The following is a 22,077-nucleotide window of genomic DNA, read 5'->3' as shown; positions in this document are numbered from 1 at the left end:
GGCTGGATGACCTGCGCGCTGCCTTCGACGCCGGTGCCCGCGCCTCGCATGAATGGCCGGTACCCCGTGGCCGCGACTGGCGCCACTCGCTGCTCGACAGCCATCCGCGGATCCAGGACCTGTGCCGCCTGCCCTTACTGTTGGCGGCCACGGGAACGATCATCGACGAACCCTTCTTCCTCTCCCATGTCGAGGGGCGCGAACCCCTCGCCGGCGGTGGCCATCAGCGCCTGCACCGGGATATGTGGGGACACCGACCGGGGGACACGGTAACGGCCATGGCCTACTTCGACGACTTCGGCCCGGATAACGGCGCGACCCGCCTGGTCCCCGGCACCCATCGCTTCGAGCCGGGGAAACGCCGTTCGACTTCGACGATGAAACCGGCGTGGTGCAGGTATCCGGCAGGGCCGGGGATATCCTGGTGTTCGATGTCGACCTGGTCCATGGCGCCAGCCTCAACACGTCGGGCGCACGGCGCCGCTCGGTCCTCATCAACTATTGCGCCGAACCGCTCTACGCCACCCACCTGCAGACCGCACCGATGCGCAATGTGAGCATGGATAGCAGCGAGCGCTTCGAGCCCATGGACTACGCGTTCGAGCAGCACATGCCGGGCAGCAAGGACTGAGTTGTCAGTACCGGCCTCATCGCTGGCAAGCCAGCTCCCACAGGTTCGGCGGCGCACGCAATACCTGTAGGAGCTGGCTTGCCAGCGATGAGGCCGGTACTGAAAAGAAAGATGTCGAATCTTTCATCCAGCCCGCAGCCCACGGCGATCCTGGCGCTCCTGCACTGACCTTGTAGAAACCCCAAGCGAAGCGCTTGACCCGCCTCTCCTGCGCGAGTAAGGTGCGCCGCAATTTCAACCCCCATAGGAGTCCTGCCTTGGACAGTTGTCCCAGTCGATTGCGACAGGTCTGAACAGCGAGCACGTCCGGCAGCACTTTCCCTGCCACTGTCTCGCTGATCACAGCGGACAGTGGCGATCCGCATCCCGTCCGGGATGACGCATCCTCATTCTCCCTTCCGACATTGCCCGGCAGCGTTCGCGCGGCTCGGTGACGCCACGACCTTTCGCCATCCATAACGCGCATTCGCGCCGGCTTGCAGCCGGCGTCAACACCGGACTCTATCCGTAGAGAAACGGAGGTGAATCATGGATTGGAAAATCTTTCTGCTGCGCGCCGCCGCAGCGCTCGTCCTCGGTGCCCTGATCGGCGCCGAACGGCAACTGCGCCAGCGCCTCACCGGCCTGCGCACCAACGCCCTGGTCAGCACCGGCGCCTGCCTGTTCGTGCTGATGACCCAGAGCGTCCCGGGCCTGGCCAGCGACGCCTCGCGCATCGCCGCCTACGTGGTCTCCGGCATCGGCTTCCTTGGCGGTGGCGTGATCATGCGCGACGGCCTCAACGTCCGCGGCCTGAACACCGCCGCCACCCTCTGGTGCACCGCCGCCATCGGCGTGCTGTGCAGCATGGGCCTGCTGCTGGAAGCCGCACTGGGCGCCATGGTGGTGCTCTGCGCCAATATCCTGCTGCGCGATATCGCCCAGCGCCTGAACCATCAGGACGTGGTGCCGCCCACCGAATCGGGCCAGCACTATGTCGTGGAAATCGTCTGCCGCGCCGAGGATGAAATCCAGGTGCGCAGCCTGATGCTGCACAGCTTCGACGGAGCCAGCCTGCGCCTGCAATCGCTGCACAGCGAGGACCAGGCCAACCCGGCAAAACTGGAGGTGCGCGCCGAACTGCTCGGCAATCACGACGCTACCAGCCAGCTGGAGCGCCTGGTCAGCCGTATCAGCCTGGAAAAAGGCGTCAGCTCGGTCCGCTGGCAAGTCTTCGAACTGGCGGCCGATTGAAGCCGCTGAACATCAACCCGAGAGGAGCATCCGGAGCCCGGCCATGAATCCCGACCCCAGTCCCGTGACACCCAGAACCGGGCTGGACGGCAGCTAGCGATCGCCTTTCGCGCTGCCGTCCGGCCTGACCCGACGGCAGCGCAGTCCCTGCGCTGCACAAGCCCTACTGGTGGCGGCCCGCGCGGCAACCACCCGGGAGTAGATCATGCTGTTCAAACGCTTCGGCCAGCGCCTGCTGGCCTTCTTCGACCACGGCCTGAGCCGGCACCTGCGCCGCCAGGCGATCCTTGAATCACTGCGTGGCGGCAGCGCCCGCAGTCACCTGCCTGCAGACTTCGTGCGCCAGCTCACCCTGGTCGCCAAACTGGATAACGACGCCCTCTTCCAGCGCTTCGGCAGCCGTGCCGAAGGGCTCGACGAGGCTCGCGTCGAAGCCATTCGCGCGCGGGCCGGGGCCAACCTGGTGGGCCAGGAAAAACCGGTCTCGCCCCTGCGCCACCTGTGGTGGTGCTACCGCAACCCGTTCAACCTGCTGCTGACCCTGCTGGCCTTGGTTTCCTGGCTGACCGAGGACCTCAAGGCCGCTACCGTGATCGGCAGCATGGTGCTGATCTCCACCCTGCTGCGCTTCGTCCAGGAGTCGCGCTCGAACCACGCCGCCGAGCGTCTGAAAAGCCTGGTGGCGAATACCGCCAGCGTGTTGCGGCCCGGGGTGCCCGGGGCCGACCGGCGCGGAGCGGTGGAAATTGCCTTCCGCGACCTGGTGCCCGGTGACCTGGTGCTGCTCAGCGCCGGCGACATGATCCCCGCCGACCTGCGGGTGCTGGAAGCCAAGGACCTGTTCGTCAGCCAGGCGGCGCTCACTGGCGAGTCCCTGCCGGTGGAGAAATTCGCCCTGCCCCGTCATGGCGCCGCCGGCAGCCCGCTGGAGCTCGACAACCTGTGCTTCATGGGCACCAACGTGGTCAGCGGCAGCGCCCGCGCGCTGGTGGTCGGCACCGGCGAGCACACCTGGTTCGGCAACCTCGCCGAACGGGTCCTGGCCAGCGACCGCGAGCCCACCGCCTTCCAGCAAGGGGTGAACAAGGTCAGCTGGCTGCTGATCCGCTTCATGCTGGTGATGGCGCCGCTGGTACTGCTGATCAACGGCTTCACCAAGGGTGACTGGCTGGAAGCTTCGCTGTTCGCTCTGTCCATCGCCGTCGGCCTGACCCCGGAAATGCTGCCGATGATCGTTACCTCGACCCTGGCCAAGGGCGCGGTGGTGCTGTCGCGCAAGAAAGTCATCGTCAAGCGCCTGGACGCCATCCAGAACTTCGGCGCCATGGATGTACTGTGCACCGACAAGACCGGCACCCTGACCCAGGACCGCATCGTCCTCGAACGCCATACCGATGTGTTCGGCACCCCCTGTGACGCGGTGCTCGACGATGCCTGGCTCAACAGCCACTACCAGACCGGCCTGAAGAACCTGCTGGATGTCGCCGTGCTGGAACACGCCGATGCCGGACGCATGGCGCGCCTCGGTGAGCGTTTCGCCAAGGTCGACGAAATCCCTTTCGACTTCCAGCGCCGGCGCATGTCGGTGGTGGTCGGCGAGCAGGACAACGGCCACCGCCTGGTGTGCAAGGGTGCGCTGGAAGAAGTGCTCGAGGTGTGCACCCGGGTGCGCATCGGCAGCGATGAAGTGCCCCTGGACGCCGCCCTGCTGGCGCGCATCCGCCAGCACACCGCCAGCCTCAACGACGATGGCCTGCGGGTGGTCGCGGTAGCGGTACGCCAGTTGCCGGGCGCTCGCGAGCAGTATCGGGTGGCCGATGAAAGCGACCTGCTGCTGACCGGTTATATCGCCTTCCTCGACCCGCCACGGGACAGCACGGCGGCGGCCCTGAAGGTGCTGGCCGAACAGGGAGTCGAGGTCAAGGTGCTGACCGGCGACAACGAGCGCGTCACCCGCCGGGTCTGCCATGACGTGGGCCTGCCGCTGAAGGCCTGCTGCTGGGCGGCGAGATCGATGCCCTGAGCGATCGGCAACTGGGTGAACGCGCCGCCGAGTGCAACCTGTTCGCCCGCCTCACCCCGGCGCACAAGGAGCGCATCGTGCGCCTGCTGCGCCAGCGCGGGCATGTGGTCGGTTTCATGGGCGACGGCATCAACGACGCCCCGGCCCTGCGTGCGGCGGATGTAGGCATCTCGGTGGACTCGGCGGTGGATATCGCCAAGGAAGCGGCGGACATCATCCTTCTGGAAAAGAGCCTGATGGTGCTCGAAGAAGGCGTGGTCGAAGGGCGCAAGACCTTCGCCAACATGCTCAAGTACATCAAGATGACCGCCAGTTCCAACTTCGGCAACGTCTTCAGCGTACTGGTGGCCAGTGCCTTCCTGCCCTTCCTGCCGATGCTGCCGCTGCACCTGCTGGTGCAGAACCTGCTGTACGACGTGTCGCAGACCGCAATCCCGTTCGACCATGTCGATGCCGAGCAACTGCGTAGCCCGCAGCGCTGGCAGGCCGAGGACATCGGGCGCTTCATGCTGTTCTTCGGCCCGCTGAGCTCGATCTTCGACATCCTCACCTATGCGCTGATGTGGTTCGTCTTCGCCGCCGACACGCCGGATCACCAGACCCTGTTCCAGTCCGGCTGGTTCGTCGAAGGGCTACTGTCGCAGACCCTGGTGGTGCACCTGATCCGCACCCGCAAGCTGCCCTTCGTGCAAAGCCGGGCGGCCTGGCCGCTGCTGGCGATGACCGTGGCGATCGTCGCCATCGGCCTGTTGCTGCCGATGTCGCCACTGGCCGGGTACTTCAAGTTGCAGGCGCTGCCGTGGACCTACTTCCCGTTCCTGCTGGCCATCCTGGTGGGCTATGTGGGCGTGGTGCAGGCGATGAAGGGATGGTTTGCGCGGCGGTATGGATGGAATTGATACAAGCCTCATGAGCAGCGCATGACACTGTGGGAGCTTGCCAGCGATAGGCCGGAACTGACAAAGCAAGGGGAGTTGGTGCACCATCGAGGTCACTCCCCTTGCCCGGCCGCGACCATGACCTACCTCTATTCCCTGCTGCTGATCACCGGCATCTACCTGGCCGTCCTGGCCAGCCCCGGACCGAATTTCTTCATCCTCAGCCAGATGGCCCTGAACCAGCGCCATCGCGACGCCCGCTATGTGGCCTTCGGCATCGGCACCGGCTCAGTGTTCTGGGTCATCCTCTCGATCGCCGGGCTGGCGACCCTCCTGTCGCAACATCCCTGGCTGTCATCGGCGGTACGCCTGCTCGGCGCGACCTACCTGGTCTGGTATGGCGGCCGCCTGCTCTGGTCGGCCTTGCACCCGGTGCCACGCAGCACCGTCATCGACCAGTTGCAGCTGGACGGTTCGCGCCTGGCGGCCTTTCGCACCGGCCTGCTGACCTGCGTGACCAACCCCAAGGGCGCAGCGTTCTGGACCAGTGCCTTCGCCGCGATCTTCCCGGCCCATCCGCCGCTCTGGTTCTACCTGGTCACCGTGGTGCTGATCGGCGTGCTGTCGTTCGCCTGGCATGTGGGGCTGGGCATGGTGTTCGGCACCTCCCGGCTGCGCGGGCTGTACCTGCGGGTCGAGCGCTGGATCAACGGGTTCGCGGGCGCAGCGCTGGTCACGCTGGGGGTGCAGCGGATCTTCAGTCGCTGAGCTTGCGACCGGCCCAGATCACCGCCTGGCCGGCGATCACGCTTTGCTGCTGCGGGTCGTAGGTCAGGGTTGGCGAACCATGCAGTTGGTAGCCTTGGGCGAGCAGTTCGGAAATGCGTTTGCAGAAGGCGGAATCGTCCTTGCCGGTGACAAGGCGGTAGACCGGCAGGCCGTCGGGGGTGGTGGCGCTCATGAGAGGTCCTTGCTGGAAAAAGGGCACAGCATATCAGCCCTCCCACAGGGGCCACATCGCAACCAGGGACCGCGTCGTCGCTGTGTTAAAGAACCCCCAGCAAGGTCCACAACCGCCGCGCTTCGGCATCCGAATTGATAAGTTCGCCCAGCAGTTCGCGCAGCGGCTTGTTGCCCCATTCCACGCCGCGACGGATCAGGTACGGCACCGGGCTGTGCGGCTCGGTACGGGCCAGGTAGTCGGCGATCACCAGCAGTTGCCGGTAGGCTTCCTCACGGGTGCGCGGCTCGGCGAACGGCGCGCGGGTTCGATTGCGGCAGACAGGTCCATCGCGCGGGGTTTCTCCGGTTCGGGTTGCGTGGCTTCGGGCTCGGGCGACAGCAATTGCGGCGGGTGCAGCGCGAGGAATTCACGCAGCAGGTTTTCCAGGTTGTCCAGTTGCTTGCGCAAGCGCACGAACGAAGGCCCCTCGCCGCCCAGGTTGCGATCGCACCAGCCATCGAGCAGCAACAGTTGCGCCTTGGTGGTTTCCACCGCCTTGACCCCTTCAAGCCACCAGGCGACCGGCGTTCGCCGAACCTCGTCGTTGACCTTGTTCTGCAATGCCTGGGCCGCTTCGGCAGCGACCTTGGCCGGCTTGCTGTCGTTGATCTGCACCTGGCGTTGCTTCATCTGCTGCCAGCTGTACAGGTTGAAGACGCCGATCTCCGCGGATACCTGGGGAAACAATGGCATCCGGGTATGGATCACCTCGTCATAGCGCCGCGCCATCCAGAGCAGCGGCGCGGCGCGGCGACCAGGGTCATCGTCGTCCAGTTGCGGATGCAGATCGCCGGGGTAGCACTCGCACAGGCCACCGATCAGCGCCAGGGCATCGACCATACCCTTGAGCCCCTCACGGTGCAGCCAGGCCTCGCCGAGCCAGGCCGCGATCATCAGGTCCTTGCTGCGCGTCTTCATTACATCGCTGGCGATCACTTCGACCTTTTCCCAGTCGGCACGCTTGACCTCGGTGGTCGACCACACGCCCGTGGGCAGGCTGGTGTCATCTTCGCGGCGCAGTTCCTTGATGCGGTCGAACACCGCCTCGTAGTGCAGGTCGGTACCACAGGGCAGGTTCGCGGAAACGGGTTCGAGCAGCTGGCTGACCCGCGCGGAGAAGCCGGGGGTAGTCATGGTAGATCTCCTGAATCGACCACGGCACGCGAGGCGTAGCCGAGGGGGGATGACGGCGCCTGGACCGGTAGCGGATGAATGGACAGCGGCGCCTTGCCCCCCTGGCTCATCAGCGACAGGCGCAGGAACATCCGCGTCTGGTTGTCTTCCTCGGGCTGGGCGTGCACCGGCACTTCCAGGCTCAGGGGGAATTCGGTGTAGTCGACATTCGGCTGGCGCAGCGTGGAACCGTGGGCTGCCATCATGCGCAGCAGCGCCCAGGGCCCCTGGTACTGCCATTCGGCTTCCAGGCCGTTGACGTGGAGTTGCTGCTGCACCGGGTCGTTGACCGGCCGCTGGGTGCCGTCGCGGGCCCAGCGCAAGCGCAGATCGAGGGTCTGGCCGAGGCTCCAGTGCAACACCTGCTCATCCCCGGCCAGACGATTTCACGATTGCCGGCAGCCAGGGTCCAGGCGATGACCTGGTCGGCGCCGCGTTCGCTGTCGCGGTCGGTACGCCAGGTCACTTCCATGTCGATCCCGGACAGGCCGGCCTTGTCGCGCATGAGGATCGCCCCGAGCCAGGGGCGGGCCAGTGCGATCCGGTCGAGGAATTCGCCGGCCGCCGCGCGATCGCGGACCGTCAGCAGGCCGAGACCGTCCCGCGCCTGTGGCAGGCGGTTGTCGATCAGGGTGAGGAAATACTGCACCCGTGCAGGGTCCGCGTCTGGCGCATGGCGGTCGCTGGCAAAGGGGAAGCGCCCGGCCAGGTATTGATTGAAATAGCCGGCCAGTTCGTTCCAGGCGCCGGCCACGCTCTGCCGCTGGAGGTACTGGCAACGCTGCAGGGCGGTGCGCTGCAGGGCATTCCAGTGCTGGGTGAGTTGCCCGGAAGCATGGGGCGCGAGGGCCGAGCCGAGGATCTTGGCGCAACTGCCCTGGTCCATGTCGTTGAAGTCGCGCACGATCAGTTGGGTGATCAGGGCTGGCGAGCTGGACGGGTTCTGGGCCTTGTACTTGACCATCTCCTCGCTAAGGGAATTGAAACGGCTGACCAGCTCCGCCTCGCCGAGGTTGAGGCTCGGCAACTGGGTCATCAGCCAGTCCTTGGCCGGCGCCGCCTGTTCGGTGATCGCGGTGATCACGGCGAACTGTTGCTCCAGGCTGCCCTTCAGGTCCTGGGAATCCACTGCACGGAACAGGCGCAGGCCCAGGTCCTTGGTGCCGTCCCACTGGTTGATGGCGCTGTAGTCACGGAACAGCGGCTGCTGGTAGACCTCCTCGATGGCCAGGGACACATCGGCCAGGGCGCTGCGGTTCAAGGCGCTTTGCAGGCCGCTGGCCAGGTCCGGGCGCTGCAACTGGATAAACGCACCGTGCACGGCCAGGGCCTGGTCGGTGCGCACCTGGAAGGTCGCGGCGCGGGGCAGCTCGCTGTCCACGGTCTGTCGGCCGAGGCTGGCCCACATGGCATCGCCCGCCACCGTTTCGGCCGTTTTCAGCAAGGCATTGCGGTACACCGGAGGAATGCCCGCCAGCGACTCGTGGGCATACTGCCGATAGCTGTCGGCATAGCTCTGCGCCAGGCGCAGGCCCTCGCCGTCCACATGGCTCAGCGGCGTCGCCTCGCCCAGCGCATCCTCGCGCAGGGCCCGGGCGACGAAGTCACGCTTGAGCAAGAGGTTGATCGCGCTTTGCAGATGGACGATCCGGTCCTGCAAGGCCAGTTGCCCGGCAGCGTTCTGCACCAGCAGGTTGCGGCTCGACGAGCCCTGGGCGATCCACTGTTCCTTGAAGGCGTATTGCATCTGCTCGGCCTGGCGCTCGGTCTCGTCGGCGATGGCCGGGCCCAGCAGCTTGCTTTGGCGGATCTTTTCCAGCAGTTCCCCGTAGCCTGCCACCAGGTCCTGGCCCTTGCCGCGGCTCCAGGTGGAGTTGGTCAGGTCGATGGCCGACTGCAGGTCTTCGATCAGCGCATCCACATGTTCCAGCTCGCGCAGGGTCTGCCCGGCACCGTTTTCCAGGCGGTCAAGGTAGAGCTTGAGGTAGCCGGCGGAAACGACATAGCCATCGGTGCGGAAATAGTGCCCCAGCCAGTTGCCCATCAACTGGTTGAAGTTGCCCTGGATGGTGCTGCGGTACAGCGACAGGTCCAGGGGCTTGAGCGGGCTGATGCCCTGGTTGACCAGCAGGCGGTTGTAGTAGCGCTCGTTGGGCAGGGTCCCGGCGTTCAGGTTCATGTCCAGGACCTGGTTGCTCAGCGGGATCAACTGGTCGAGCGGGGTCTTCTGGTTGGCCTGGGCCTGGCCATAGAGGCTGGCCGCCTGCTCCAGGCGCAGCACCTTGTGCACCAGTTCGCGCGCCTTGAGGTAGCTCGGCCATTGCGCCGGATCACCGCCCTGGGGCGCAGCCGTACGCCGGGTGGCCTCGGCGATGGCCAGTACATCACGCAGCTCAGCCTGCAGCAGGTCGTGGATCGGCTGCTGCATATGGGTCATGGCGGTGCGCTGCAGCACCCGGTCCATGTCCTGGTCCAGCGACGAGAACCAGGAGGTCGGATAGGCCAGCGAGGTGAAGTGCCAGCGTGGCGCACGCTCCAGCACATTCCAGAAACTCTGCACGTTGTGCCGGGTCAGTTCCTGGCGATGACTGTCGTCAGGGATCGCGACGTAGTCGTTCTGTGCGTTCTGCAACAGCCGCGACAATTCGCCGGCATCGCGCAGCGAATCGCGCCACACCCAGATCATGCCGATGGCCCAGAGCACCCCGACCACCGCCGCGCTCACCGCGACGATCCGCTGCCAGCGCTGGCGCAGTTGCAACAGCCGCGGAATCGGCCGGGCCAGGCCGCGCTCGGCGTTGATGCGCTGCTGCCAAAGGCCGTGGGCGAAGACGTTCTGCACCCGCAGCTGGTCCAGCGCAGTCAATGCCCCGGCCTCGCCCGGCATCGCCTGGGTGCCGGTGAAGTACAGGCCGCGCAGCGCCGGCGCCTCGCCGTGGGTGTTGCCCTGGAACACCGGCCACAGCAGCATCTGCAGGTTGCGTCGCATGCCCTCGAAACGCTGCGGCAGGGTGTCCAGTTCGTTGCTCAGTTGCCCGGACAGGGTCCCCATTTGCACGATCGCCTCGGACAGCGCATGGCTGATGCCATCCACCGCGTCGTCGGTCCACTGCGATTGCCAGGCCGCCTCCGCCGGATACGGCGAAGACCAGCCGAGCGCCTGCTTGCGTGCCTGCTCCGGCAAGGCCCGGGCCAGTTCCTGGAAGCCCGGCACCTCGTCCATCCCGGTGACCAGCACATAGACCGGCAGGCTGGTACCCAGGCGTTGCAGCAGGTCGATGAAGCGCCGGCGTGCGTCGAGGCCCAGGGTCGCGGCGCGGTCGGCGTCGAGCAGGTCGGCGGCGGCGATGGTCCAGATCACGCCGTCCAGCGGGCGGCGCGAGCGCAGGCGCAATAGCAGGCCAATCAGGTTCCACCAGCCGCCGGCCTGCTTCATGCCCTCGCCGGGCATGAACAGCGCCTGCGGCACCACCAGTACAGCGCCGCTGGGGTCCGCCCACCAGCGACCGAACCAGGCCGGTTTGTCCACCGGATTGAGGTTCCAGTCGGCGCACAGGCGCTTGCCTTCGACCTCGTCGCCAAGCATCAGCAGCCAGGGTGCCTGGTAGCGGTCGCTGACCCCCTGTTCGTGTTCCATCTGACGCACGGCCAGGTAAAAGCTGCGCACCGTCGCGCCATTGCGGCTGCGTAGCCATAGCACCAGCAGCACCACCAGCAGCAGGACGACCAGGATGCCAATCACCCAGGCCACGACGGACAGGCTCATGAAATCGGCTCCTGGACCTGGTGGGGCACGGCCAGGTGCAGCACCGGCGACAGTTCCTGGCCGATATCGCGCCAGAACAGGTGGCCGACTGCGACCAGCAGCAAGGTCACGCCAAGGATCAGCAGGCCCAGGCGCACCCCGTCGCCCATGGTTTCACGCGGCGCAAGCTGCTGTGGCCGGACAATGGCCGGCTCTGCCAGCAAAGCACTGACGTTGGTGTAGTCCGGATCACGCTGGCGGGTGAAGTTGTACAGCGCATGCCGCCATTTGGCGTGCAGCGCTTCGCCGCCCGGTCCGCGCAGGCGGCCATGGAAACCGAGGATCAGGCACAACAGGTACACATTGCCCAGGTCCTGGCTGGTCGGTGCCTGCTCATCGAGCAGGCGCTTGATCTCCACCGGCAGGCGATCGCCGGCCTGGCGGCTGCTGTACAGGCGCAACTCCAGGGGGCGCTCCTGCCACACCGGCTGGCCGGGCCAGTCGGCGAACAGCAGGGTCTCGTCGACCAGGGCGACGAAGGCGTAGACCATCGACTTGACCTGCAAGGGCGCCGAATCGCCGACGCTGGCAAAGGCCGTACGCCAGAGGCGGCGGGTGGCGCCGGTGGAGAGCTCGACCACCTGGTCGACGAGCTTGTCGAGGTCCTGGCCGCGCTTGTCCAGTTCGTCCCAGGCTTGCGCCCAGTCCTGCCAGGCCTGGTGAAAGGCACTGGTCAGGGGCGCATCCTGCACGCCGCGATAACGCGAAACGGCAATCCCTTCTGGCATAGGCTTCCCTACCGTGTCAGGCGTCTTGTTCTTCGTGGTCGTCGTCGATCAGCAGTACGATCTGCCAAGGCCGGAAGGCTTCACCCGAGCCGGTGGACACGATCTGCAACGGCTGGTGCGGGTCGAAACCCGGGCCACCGGCCTCGATCACGAACAGGCGGGTATCGTCGCCGACCCCGTAGGCCACCTGATCCTTGCGGCTCATCGGGTTGTGCGCCAGGCCCGGGCGGCGCTGGCGCGCCAGTTCGGGCACCTGTGCGGCAGAGGCGATGATGGTCCGCCCCAGCCACAGGCGGGCACCCTCCTCGGGCGTTCCGGCCGGCATGCGCAGGCCGATGACCAGGGTCTGGCTGGCCGCCGACGATGGCAGGCTGATCTCGTAGACATTGCCCATCTGTTTAAACAGATGGCTGCGATAGCCCAGGCGCAGCTTGCCCAGTACCTGCTCCATCCAGCGCAGCACCTCGTCGTAGCCGCGGTACAGGTCAAGAAAATCCAGCGGCGCAAAGGCCGGAACGCCCCTGGCCGGATCGAGCACCGACCAACTGCCGGCCATGCCCAGCAACAGCCCGTGCAGGCCCTGGGGCGTGGCGATGCGGCTGTTGAGCAGGCCTTCGACTTCCGGCAGGCGCGCCCACAGGGCTGCCGATTGCCGGCGCAGTTCCTCGGCACTAGCGGCATCCCCTTGCAGCGCCTGCAGGCGCTTGCCGAGGAAGACGCATTTCTCGCGGATCATCGCGCAGAGCTGGAAGACCCGCTGGCCCAGGGGCGATTCGGGCAGGATGCGCGGCGTCGGTGCAATGAAATCATCCATTACCTTGTAGCCGCCATCGGCCTTGCTGATCCGCAGCAACGGCAGGCACACGGTGTCGGCCTTGCTGGCATCGGTCACCAGGCGCGGGTGCGGTATCCAGACCTGGACGGGCTCGTCATCGAGGTTGTTGTCGAGGTTGGGTACCGGCTCGCTGAGCGCCGACCGCCAGCGACCGTCCAGCGGACGCAGGCGCTGGCCCTGCCAGATCGGGCTGACGGCGAGGTAAAGGGTGACACTGGCATCGGGCGCGGCGGCGATCACCTCGACCAGGTCGAACTCGGGCAGGCCGCCCTCCCCCGGTTCGATACTGATCGGCATGCCGTCGGGCAACGTAGCCTCCAGGCCGAGGATGCGCAGCTTGCCGGCGACCAGCGCCGGCTGCTCCCAGGACAGTTGGGTCACGCCCCAATACCAGGGGTTGGCGGCCCTGGCCAGGTGCGCGGCAATGGCCTCGGCCCGCAGTCCTTGCAACTGAAAATGCTGGGGCAGCAGTTGCATGCCTTCGTACCAGCAGACCACATCAGGTCGCACGCTCATAGGTTCCCTTGACATCCTGTATTTGGCATCTGTGCAAACGTGCCCGCGCTCAGCGCAGGTTCTGGTCGAGCAGGGTCATCTCGCGCGCATCGAATTTCAAGCGGATGCTGCGCTGGTCTTCCAGGCGCAGGCGATGGGCGCCCGGGCTCTGGTAATTGGCAAAGGCCACGAGCCCTACCGAGGGTTTTCCGTCCAGCGGGAAGGTCGAGGATTCAATCAACTGTCCCGGCACCAGTTCCAGGCCCCAGACATAAAGATATTGACGAAAGTCGCGCTGATATTGATCGCGCGTTGCAAACCATTGTTTTGCTGTAAGTCCCGATAACTTTGCAAGCAAATCATTATCGTTAACTGCAATAAAGTCGACCGCGATGGGCGAGTCATCATTTGCACGCAAAGCAACATCGAGGGTAACTCCGTCGACACTTACCCTGGATCCAAAATAGGCGCAGCCGGCCATATGGGCCAAGCCTAAAAGTATCACCGTCATCCTGAAAAACTTGAACTTCTTAAGACGCATAATGATCCAAGAAAAGTTTTATTTGCATTTCCGGATGCCTGTTATAGCATCCATGCCAATTCGCCACCACGACGAATTGAGGTGATTGCGGAAAACAGGATCCTCCAACGCGAGTGTGTCCGCTCCGCGGTCTAAGCAAGGGAATGCGATCAGTGGGAAACCGTTGCATTGCGCCCGCCTTCTGCATCGGAGTCAGCCACTATGGAAGAGAGTATTCAGCACAAGCTGGGCCGGGTTCGTCCGCCTCGTGTGCAGATCACTTACGACGTCGAAATCGGCAACGCCATCGAGAAAAAGGAACTGCCGCTGGTCATGGGCATTCTGGCCGACCTTTCCGGCGCCACGCCCAACCCGGAAAAACTCAATGAGCGTCGCTTCGTCGAGATCGACAGCGACAACTTCAACCAGGTCCTCAATTCGATCAAGCCCAGCGTTACCGTCAACGTCAAGAACACCCTCAGCGGTGGCAACTCCCCTCTTAGCGCCAAGCTGGTCTTCGAGTCGATCGAAGACTTCGATCCGATCAACGTGGTGAAAAAAGTCGATGCACTCAAGGTGCTGTTCGGTGCCCGCGAGCGCCTGCGCGATCTGCTGACCAAGCTCGATGGCAACGACAGGCTCGATGAAATGCTGAAGCAGGTGCTGTCCAGTGCCGACGAGGATCTTGAGCTGATCAAGGCGGCCCGCTCCGATGCCACGGCGAAAATCGACGCCAAGCCCGAAGACAAGACAGACGACGCGGATACCGGCGAAACCCCGGAAACCAAGTAACCGGCCCGACGCCTGATTCGCCCGCCCGATCATTCCCCTTGCATCCGGAGACTTCACCATGCCCGCGTCCAGCACCGAGAATCCAAGCGAAGGCAGCACCCAGACCCTGACCCTGCTGGAAAAGATCATCCAGGAAGGCCAGATCGTTCATGACGAGAGCCAGAAGGTCTACGCCCAGGACCTGATCGCCGAGTTCGCCAGCCAGGTGCTCGACAAGGCCCTCACCGTCAGCCAGGGCGAAGACCCTGACACCCGCGCCCTGATCAACAACCGCATCGAGCAGATCGACAAGCTGATCGGCGACCAGCTCAACGAAATCCTCCACGACGAAGCCTTCCAAAAGCTCGAAGCGTCCTGGCGCGGCCTGCATATGCTGGTCAGCAACACCGAGACCAGCACCCGCCTGAAACTGCGCCTGCTCAACGTGTCCCAGGACGAACTGAAGAAAGACCTGACCCGCGCCGTCGACTTCGACCAGACCGTGCTCTTCAAGAAGATCTACGAAGAGGAATACGGCACCTTCGGTGGCAACCCGTTCAGCGTCCTGGTCGGCGATTACTTCTTCGGCCGCCACCCGCAGGACATCGCCTTGCTGCGCAAGCTGTCCGAAGTCGCCGCCAATGCCCACGCGCCCTTCATCGCCGCGGCCAGCCCATTGCTGTTCGACATGAAGCAGTTCACCGACCTGGGCGTGCCGAAGGACCTGGCCAAACTGTTCGAAAGCCTGGAACTGGGCCCCTGGCAAGACTTCCGCAATACCGAGGACTCGCGCTACGTATCCCTGGTGCTGCCGCGCTTCCTCCTGCGCCTGCCCTACGGCCCGGACACGCTGCCGGTGGAAGGCATGAACTTCACCGAAAACGTCAGCAACCCGGACGGCAAGCAGTACCTGTGGGGCAACGCCGCCTGGGCCCTGGCCCGGCGCATCACCGACGCCTACGCCAAGTTCGGCTGGGCGGCGGCGATCCGCGGCGCCGAGAGCGGCGGCGCGCTGACCAACCTGCCGCAGCACACCTTCAAGACCGCGTCCGGCGACCTGACCCTCAAGTGCCCGACCGAAGTGGCGATCACCGATCGCCGCGAAAAGGAGCTCAACGACCTCGGATTCATCGCCCTGTGCCACAAGAAAAACACCGGTACCGCGGTATTCTTCGGCGGCCAGACCACCAACAAGCCACGCACCTACAACACCAACGAGGCCAATGCCAACGCGCGGATCTCCTCGATGCTGCCGTATGTACTGGCGTCGTCGCGCTTCGCCCATTACCTGAAGGTCATCATGCGTGACAAGGTGGGCAGCTTCATGACCCGCGACAACGTACAGACCTACCTGAACAACTGGATCGCCGACTACGTGCTGGTCAACGACAACGCGCCCCAGGACATCAAGGCCCAGTACCCGCTGCGTGAAGCCCGCATCGACGTGACCGAGGTCGCCGGCAAGCCGGGCGCCTACCGTGCCACGGTGTTCCTGCGTCCGCACTTCCAGCTCGAAGAGCTGACCGCCTCGATCCGCCTGGTAGCCACCCTGCCACCACCGGTCGCTGCCTGACCCCGGCTCCTGCGGGCCCGGCCCGCAGGAGTGCTTTCCCTACCTATTCGAATTTTCTGACTGCAGGAGCTTCACGCGATGGATGCGATCATTCTGGACCTGGGCGACGACATCAAAGGTGACTCGCTGATCGAAGGCTACAAGGACAAGATCGAGATCATGTCCTACAGCCACAACGTTGCCATGCAGGTGACCAACGACGTCAGCAACACCGAGCGGACCTCGGGCAAGCCCTTCGTCGGCGAATTCACCCTGACCAAGTTCATCGATACCTCCACCCCCAACCTCAATCTCTATTGCGTCTCCGGAAAGCCGGTGGCCGAGGCCAAGATCACCGTCGGCCGCAACGCCGCCGAGAGCAGCGGGCAAATCATGCCCTTCATCGTCTACACCCTGACCAACGTGATCTTCTCCAATGTCAGCGTCAGCGGCGGCACCGGTGGCAAGCCGGTGGAAACCATTTCCCTGAACTTCACCAAGATCAAATGGGAATTGACCACGCAGAAAGACGACGGCACCAAGGAAGGCGTGGCGGGCACCAGCTGGGACATGACCCTGAACAAGGCCGGTGCCTGACTAGATGTCCAGCGGTCACCGCCCCCTGCTGTTCGAACGCCTCGGCGACCCTGCGGGCGAGGCGCCGACCCTCGACCGCCAGGCCCTGGCCGATTCGGTCCGCGAGGAACTGACGCGGCTGCTCAACAGCCGCCGTGCGGGCCCGACACTGAGCACGCCGCCCACGGTGCTGGACTACGGCATTGGCGACTGGAGCGGCCTGCAGGCCAGCAACAGCGACGATCGCCGGCGCATCGCCCGGGAAGTCCGCGCCGCCATCAACCACTTCGAACCACGCCTGAAGGCCGGCGAGGTCGAAGTACGCCAGGTGGCCGGACAACCACGGCGGCTGAATATCCTGGTCAGCGGCATGCTGCGCCAGGGTGGCCAGCAATGGCCGGTGGCCTTTGTCCTGGACAAGCAGGACTCGGCGGTGGAGGTCAGCCATGAGCGACTCGATTGACCCGCTGCTGCTCAACTATTACCAGCGCGAGCTGACCTGGCTGCGCAACGCCGGCAGCGCCTTCGCCGAGCGCTATCCCAAGGTGGCCCGGCGCCTTGAGCTGTCGCCCGGAGAGAGCCAGGACCCTCATGTGGAACGGCTGCTGGAAGGCTTCTCCCTGCTCTCGGCACGCCTGCAACGGCGCCTGGACGACGACTACGCCGAATTCAGCGACGCCCTGCTCGAACAGCTTTACCCGCTGGCCCTGCGCCCCTTGCCTTCCTGCGCCATCGTGCGCTTCGAACCGGACCTGACCAAGGGTGCGCTCGACAGCGGCTATACCCTGCCCCGCGATACCCCGCTGTTCGTCACCACGACCCGTGGCGACAGCCTGCATTTTCGTACCGGCGCCGAGGTCACCCTGTGGCCGTTGCAGATCAGCGAAGCGGTACTGCTCGGCGCCGACGAGGCCCGCGAGCTGACCGGGCTGCACCAGGCCGCGTCGGCCCTGCGCCTGCGTATCGATTGCCTGGGCAAGGCGTCCTGGAACGAACTGGACCTGCGCCATCTGCGCGTGCACCTCGATGCATCGCCCATGGTCAATGCCGCGCTTTACGACCTGCTGGGCGCCCATACCATCGCGGTGTGCAATGGCGCCAGCCGCGAGCGCCTGCTGCGCCTGGACCGCCTGCCGCAGGTGGTGGGCTTTGCCGAGCACGAGGCACTGCTGCCCGAGGAGGACGGCGTACATCCCGGTCTGCGCCTGCTGGCCGAGTACTTCGCCTTCCCGGAGAAATTCCACTTCTTCGACCTGCCCCTCGACCCGCGCCAGATCGAGGGCAGCAGCCTGCAGCTGTACCTGGTGTTCGACCGCCCGGCACCCACGCACCTGTTTCTGCAGCCCGGCGACTTCGCCCTGGGCTGCGCCCCGGCGATCAATCTGTTCCGCCGCACCTCCGAGCCCTTGCGCCCGGACGGACGCAGCAGCGAATACCGCCTGGTCGCCGACAGCCATCGTGAAAACAGCGTCGAGATCCACAGCATCCGCAGCCTGCGCGCCCTGGGCGCCGATGGTGTGGTGCGCCCGCTGGCGCCCTACTACGGCAGCCAGCACGGCAGCGCTGCCACCCGGTACTGGCACGCACGGCGCATCCATGGGCTGACCCCGAACCGCATCGGCAGCGACATGATGATCAGCCTGGTGGACCCCGGCTTCGATCCACTGCGCCAGGCCTGGGACTTCAGCCTCAGCGCCGACCTGCTGTGCACCAACCGCCATCTGGCGCAGAGCCTGGCGGCCGGTACCCGGCTATCCTTCGAGCGCCCCGGCGCACCGGCCAGCGCATACCTGGTCAACCCGCCCAGCGCCCAGGGGGTACCGAGCCTGGACGGCCAGTCGCGCTGGCGCCTGGTGTCGCAGCTCACGCTCAATCACCTGTCGCTGGTGGAAGGCCCGCAAGCCCTGGGGCCCTGCGGGAAATCCTGGTGTTGCACAACCTGCGCAACGAAGCCAGCGCCAGCCGGCAGATCGACGGCCTGAAGAGCCTGAGCAGCGAACGGCGCGTCGCCCAGGTCGGCAACGATGCCTGGCGCGGCTGGCGCAAGGGCCTGGAAGTTCGCATCCAGCTTGACCCGACCCACTTCGCCGGGCATAGCACCGTGCTGTTTTCTGCGGTGCTGGCGCAATTCTTCTCGCTCTATGCCACCGCCAACCGCTATATCAGTACGGTACTGGTCGATGCCGATGACCCCACCAAGGAAATCAAGACATGGAGCCCGCAAGCCGGCATGCCCCTGAGCCTCTGAGCCAGACACTGCGCGAGCGCCCGCAAGGTTTCGAGCTGCTCCAGGCCCTGCTGATCCTCGAACACGAGAACCGCAAGGCCACCTCCCTCGGCTGCGGCAGCGTCCCGCAGAACGAAGCGGTGCGCCTGCGTGGCCCGCTGACCCCGGTGTTTGCCGTGGCACAGGTGGAAAAGCTCAGCCATGACACGACGGATCCGCGGCCGATCCTGAGCACCCCGGTGTTCGGCCTCGGCGGTGCAGACGGCCCGCTGCCCTACGCCTTCCAGGAATGGCTGCAACAGCGTGCCGTGGCCCGCGACCATGCCCCGGCGGAATTTCTCGACCTGTTCCAGCATCGCCTGCTCAGCCTGCTCTACCGCGCCCTGCGCAAGCATCGCATCGCCTTCGGTTTCGCCAGGCCCGAGGCCAGCCCGGTGCATCGGCAACTGCGTGCCTTGAGCGGCCTGCTGCCCCAAGGCCTGCACGAGCGCCAGGGCCTGCCGGACGCCGTGCTGCTGGCGCGCACCGCCCTGCTTGCCGGCGGACGGCGCTCGCTGGCCGGCTTCGTGTCCATCGTCCGCCATCATTTCGGCCTACCGCTGAGCATCGCCCCCTACACCGGCGCCTGGTGCGAAATACCGCCCGGCAGCCGCAGCGTGCTTGGCCGTGGCCGGCGCAACCTGAGCCTTGGGCGCACGGCGATCGCCGGCAAGCACATCTGGGACGAGCACGCCGGCATTACCCTGACGTTCAGCCCGCTCAGCCAGGCCCAGGCCGACTCATTGCTGCCCGGCGCCGACGTACACGGGCAGTTGGCCGACCTCGCCGCGCTGTATTTCGGTCCCGACCTGGACTGCAGGCTGGTCCTCGAAATCAAGGGTGCGCCCGTGCTCCACCTGGGCCGCCAGCACGATACCCGGTTGAACTGGAACAACGGTGTCCGCCGCCGCGCGGATCCGGATCAGCTCCAGCGCATCGAAACCCGCTTGCGCCAACCCGACAGGGAGTGAACATGGAACTCGGCAGCCTGATCGCCTGTTTGAACCCGGATACCCGCGACGCCCTGGAGCGCGCGGCCCAGCGCTGCCTGCAGCGCGGCCATCATTTCGTCGAGGTGGAGCACTTTCTCCTCGAACTGCTGGAAATCCAGGGCGGTGACCTGGCCTGCCTGCTGCCGCCCTTCAAGGTCGAGCGCGACGCGCTGGCCGAGCAGATCAACCGGGCCCTGGAGCTGTTCAAGTCGGGCAATACCCGCACGCCATCGCTGTCGGCGCAGACCATCGACCTGCTCAAGGAAACCGTGCTCCAGGCCAGTATTCGCGGCGGCGGGCAGCGTATCCGCTCAGGGCAACTGCTGCTGACCCTGCTTGAACGCGAGGCGTTGCGCAGCCAATTGCTCAACAGCGCCGCCGGCCTGCTGGCCATCCCGCTGGACGGCCTGCGCGCACGGTTCCAGGAACTGACCCGCAGCTCCCGCGAGCAACCGGCCGAGCCAGCGCCGTCCAAGCGCGGCAAGGGCGCGGCGAACAGCAGCGAAGATCCGATCCTCGAGCAATACACCCAGGACCTCACCGCCGACGCCAGGGCCGGCCGTATCGACCCGATCATCGGTCGCGAAGGCGAGATCCGCCAATGCATCGACATCCTCCTGCGTCGCCGGCAGAACAACCCGATCCTGGTCGGTGCGCCGGGCGTGGGCAAGACCGCGCTGGTCGAAGGCCTGGCGCTGCGCATCGCCGCCGGCGACGTACCACCGGCCCTGCAGGACGTTTGCCTGCGGGTACTCGACCTCGGCCTGCTGCAGGCCGGGGCCGGGGTCAAGGGCGAATTCGAGCAGCGCCTCAAGGGCGTGATAGACGCCGTGCGCAGCTCGCCCAGCCCGACCATCATGTTCATCGACGAGGCCCATACCCTGATCGGCGCCGGCGGCGCCGAAGGTGGCAGCGATGCGGCCAACCTGCTCAAGCCGGCCCTGGCCCGGGGCGAGCTGCGTACCCTGGCCGCGACCACCTGGCAGGAATACAAGAAATACTTCGAGAAGGACCCGGCCCTGGCCCGACGCTTCCAGCTGGTCCAGGTGGAAGAACCGAGCGAGGCCACCTGCGTGCAGATGCTGCGTGGCATCGCCGCCAGGCTGGAGCAGCACCACGGCGTGCTGGTGCTGGACAGCGCCATCCAGGACGCGGTGAAGCTGTCGCACCGCTACATTTCCGGGCGCCAGCTGCCGGACAAGGCCATCAGCATCCTCGACACCGCTTGCGCCCGGGTTGCCCTCGGCCAGCACGACGTGCCGCCGCCCCTGGAAAACCTGCGCCACCGCCAGCACAGCCTCGATGAAGAGCTGCAACGCCTGCGTCGCGAGCAGGCCACCGGCCAGGATCACCGCGACCGCATCACCACCCTGGAAATCGAGCTGACCCTCAACCAGGACGCCATGCGCGAGCTGGAAAGCCGCTGGAGCGAAGAGCGCGAAGCCGTGCGCGAATTGCTCGAAACCCGCCGCGAGCTGCTGGCGCTGAGCGAGAAGGCCGACGCCGACGGTGAGCGCCGCGATCCCGACACCGACAGCCGCATCGATTACCTGGCCGCCGAACTGCTGCGGCTCGAGGCGGGCCTGGATGCCATTCGCCAGGATGATCCGCTGGTACCCGAGCAGGTCGACTCGAAGATCGTCGCTGCGGTGATCGCCGGCTGGACCGGTATCCCGGTGGGCAAGATGCTCGCCGACGAAGCCCATGCCGTGCGTACCCTCGGCCAGCGCATGGGCCAGCGGGTGATGGGCCAGAAAGCCGCGCTGGATACCATCGCCCAGCGCCTGCAGGCCTACCGTGCCGGCCTGACCGACCCACAGAAACCGGTCGGCGTGTTCCTCCTGCCCGGCCCCACCGGCGTGGGCAAGACCGAGACCGCCTACGCCCTGGCCGACGCCCTGTACGGTGGCGAGCGCAACCTGATCAGCATCAACCTGTCGGAGTACCAGGAAGCCCACACCGTCAGCCAGCTCAAGGGCGCCCCGCCCGGCTATGTCGGCTACGGCAGCGGCGGCGTGCTCACCGAAGCGGTGCGGCGCAAACCCTATTCGGTGGTGCTGCTGGACGAGATCGAAAAGGCCCACCCGGATGTGCTGGAAGCCTTCTACAACGTCTTCGACAAGGGCGTCATGGAAGATGGCAGCGGCCTGATCGTCGATTTCAAGAACACCGTGATGCTTGCCACCAGCAACGTCGGTGCCGAACTGATCCTCGACACGGCGAAGGCCGACCTGGACGGGGACGCGTTCAACGAGCGCCTGCACAAGGTGCTGTTGCAGGCCTTCCGCCCGGCGTTCCTGGCGCGGATGACCGTGGTGCCCTACCACCCGCTGGACGAGGCCACGCTGGAAGGTATCGTCCTGGCCAAGCTGGAGAAACTGCGCGAACGCTACAAGGCCGCCACCGGCAAGCAGTTCGACTTCGACCGCGGCATCGTCAAGGCGGTACTCGGTAAATGCAGCGGCGCCGGAGCGCGGGATATCGAAAATGTGCTTATGAAGCAGGTCACCGGAAAACTGGCGGAGTGGGCACTTGAGTAAAAGCGCCGTGAGCCTGCCATGACCGTGTACAGTCACAGTTTTGCCCGATCCATCCC

Annotated in this window: 12 protein-coding genes and 5 pseudogenes; 11 read left to right on the top strand and 6 right to left on the bottom strand. The window is 65.7% G+C overall.

The genetic code is table 11. The features are described 5' to 3' along the window. Window positions 1-2 precede the first annotated feature (2 nt). From CSV86_RS08955 to CSV86_RS08940, 4 genes and pseudogenes are all read left to right on the top strand, one after another. Window positions 3-631: pseudogene (locus tag CSV86_RS08955) on the top strand (phytanoyl-CoA dioxygenase family protein). Between the two features lie 528 nt (window positions 632-1,159). After that, the gene (locus CSV86_RS08950; RefSeq protein ID WP_009395392.1) at window positions 1,160-1,864 is read left to right on the top strand and encodes an MgtC/SapB family protein; all 705 of its coding nucleotides are present in this window, start codon (window positions 1,160-1,162) and stop codon (window positions 1,862-1,864) included. 256 nt (window positions 1,865-2,120) lie between these two features. Further along, window positions 2,121-4,786: pseudogene (gene mgtA, locus CSV86_RS08945) on the top strand (magnesium-translocating P-type ATPase); the annotation flags it as partial. A 117-nt stretch (window positions 4,787-4,903) separates the two neighbouring features. Next, on the top strand, window positions 4,904-5,533 hold the full coding sequence (locus CSV86_RS08940; protein WP_009395390.1) for a LysE family translocator: 630 nt from the start codon (window positions 4,904-4,906) through the stop codon (window positions 5,531-5,533). Here CSV86_RS08940 and CSV86_RS08935 read toward each other — a convergent pair. From CSV86_RS08935 to CSV86_RS08910, 6 genes and pseudogenes are all read right to left on the bottom strand, one after another. Continuing rightward, window positions 5,523-5,726, bottom strand: coding sequence for a DUF1737 domain-containing protein (locus tag CSV86_RS08935; RefSeq protein WP_009395389.1), 204 nt, complete (start codon window positions 5,724-5,726; stop codon window positions 5,523-5,525). The genes CSV86_RS08940 and CSV86_RS08935 overlap by 11 nt on opposite strands. Before the next feature lie 85 nt (window positions 5,727-5,811). Then, window positions 5,812-6,902 (bottom strand): annotated as a pseudogene (gene tssA, locus CSV86_RS08930) (type VI secretion system protein TssA). Continuing rightward, a pseudogene (locus CSV86_RS08925) lies at window positions 6,899-10,707 on the bottom strand (type VI secretion system protein). Before CSV86_RS08925 ends, tssA begins: the two co-directional pseudogenes overlap by 4 nt. After that, the gene (locus CSV86_RS08920) at window positions 10,704-11,474 is read right to left on the bottom strand and encodes a DotU family type IV/VI secretion system protein (RefSeq protein WP_009395386.1); all 771 of its coding nucleotides are present in this window, start codon (window positions 11,472-11,474) and stop codon (window positions 10,704-10,706) included. Before CSV86_RS08920 ends, CSV86_RS08925 begins: the two are co-directional and overlap by 4 nt. Window positions 11,475-11,490: 16 nt before the next feature. After that, on the bottom strand, window positions 11,491-12,825 hold the full coding sequence (gene tssK, locus CSV86_RS08915; protein ID WP_009395385.1) for a type VI secretion system baseplate subunit TssK: 1,335 nt from the start codon (window positions 12,823-12,825) through the stop codon (window positions 11,491-11,493). A 49-nt stretch (window positions 12,826-12,874) separates the two neighbouring features. Next, entirely contained in the window at window positions 12,875-13,345 is a 471-nt protein-coding gene (locus CSV86_RS08910) for a hypothetical protein (RefSeq protein WP_037058835.1), read from the bottom strand. A gap of 201 nt (window positions 13,346-13,546) precedes the next feature. On the opposite strand from CSV86_RS08910, the gene tssB reads away from it, so the two are divergent. The 7 genes and pseudogenes from tssB (at window position 13,547) to tssH (ending at window position 22,021) form a co-directional block, all read left to right on the top strand. Next, window positions 13,547-14,116: a type VI secretion system contractile sheath small subunit gene (gene tssB / locus CSV86_RS08905; RefSeq protein WP_009395382.1), complete on the top strand. Its 570-nt coding sequence runs from the start codon at window positions 13,547-13,549 to the stop codon at window positions 14,114-14,116. Window positions 14,117-14,174: 58 nt separating this feature from the next. Beyond that, window positions 14,175-15,668 (top strand): type VI secretion system contractile sheath large subunit, encoded by a 1,494-nt coding sequence (gene tssC, locus CSV86_RS08900; RefSeq protein WP_009395380.1) that lies wholly within the window; start codon window positions 14,175-14,177, stop codon window positions 15,666-15,668. A gap of 78 nt (window positions 15,669-15,746) precedes the next feature. Next, window positions 15,747-16,244 carry an Hcp family type VI secretion system effector gene (locus CSV86_RS08895; RefSeq protein WP_009395379.1) on the top strand — a complete coding sequence of 166 codons (498 nt, stop codon included), beginning with the start codon at window positions 15,747-15,749 and terminating at the stop codon, window positions 16,242-16,244. A gap of 4 nt (window positions 16,245-16,248) precedes the next feature. Continuing rightward, window positions 16,249-16,686 carry a type VI secretion system baseplate subunit TssE gene (tssE, locus tag CSV86_RS08890; RefSeq protein WP_009395376.1) on the top strand — a complete coding sequence of 146 codons (438 nt, stop codon included), beginning with the start codon at window positions 16,249-16,251 and terminating at the stop codon, window positions 16,684-16,686. Then, window positions 16,670-18,471: pseudogene (gene tssF / locus CSV86_RS08885) on the top strand (type VI secretion system baseplate subunit TssF). Before tssE ends, tssF begins: the two are co-directional and overlap by 17 nt. After that, a complete protein-coding gene (tssG, locus tag CSV86_RS08880) occupies window positions 18,435-19,460 on the top strand; it encodes a type VI secretion system baseplate subunit TssG (protein WP_009395373.1) in 1,026 nt (341 codons plus the stop codon). Before tssF ends, tssG begins: the two are co-directional and overlap by 37 nt. Window positions 19,461-19,462: 2 nt before the next feature. Next, window positions 19,463-22,021, top strand: coding sequence for a type VI secretion system ATPase TssH (tssH, locus tag CSV86_RS08875; RefSeq protein ID WP_009395371.1), 2,559 nt, complete (start codon window positions 19,463-19,465; stop codon window positions 22,019-22,021). The last annotated feature ends 56 nt before the right edge of the window (window positions 22,022-22,077 follow it).

It is taken from the genome of Pseudomonas bharatica CSV86 (genome assembly GCF_000319305.2).
Classification (GTDB): Bacteria; Pseudomonadota; Gammaproteobacteria; order Pseudomonadales; family Pseudomonadaceae; genus Aquipseudomonas; species Aquipseudomonas bharatica.
The sequence above is the reverse complement of the archived record's forward strand: the minus strand, read 5'-3'. Positions and strand labels throughout refer to the sequence as shown.